The 264-nt window shown below is 62.5% G+C and carries 1 protein-coding gene; it reads right to left on the bottom strand.

The genetic code is table 11. The features are described from left to right. A partial coding sequence (locus SB772_RS41980) for a pyridoxal-phosphate dependent enzyme (protein WP_410838768.1) occupies nucleotides 1-264 on the bottom strand: 264 nt, incomplete at both ends.

Genomic DNA, 264 nt, shown 5'->3' with positions numbered 1-264 from the left:
CCTTCAGATACTGCGACGTGCCCATGATGGTGCCCGTCGTACCCATCGACGAAACGAAATGCGTGATGCGCCCTTCCGTGTCGCGCCAGATTTCCGGGCCCGTGGTCTCGTAGTGCGCGAGCGGATTGTCCGGGTTCGCGAACTGGTCGAGGATGATGCCCTTGCCGTCGCGCTGCATCTGCTCGGCGAGATCGCGCGCGTATTCCATGCCGCCCTTGACCGGCGTCAACAAGATTTCCGCACCATAGGCGGCCATGCTCTGAC

It is taken from the genome of Paraburkholderia sp. SIMBA_030 (assembly GCF_046535245.1).
In the GTDB taxonomy this organism is placed as follows: domain Bacteria; phylum Pseudomonadota; class Gammaproteobacteria; order Burkholderiales; family Burkholderiaceae; genus Paraburkholderia.
The sequence above is the reverse complement of the archived record's forward strand: the minus strand, read 5'-3'. Positions and strand labels throughout refer to the sequence as shown.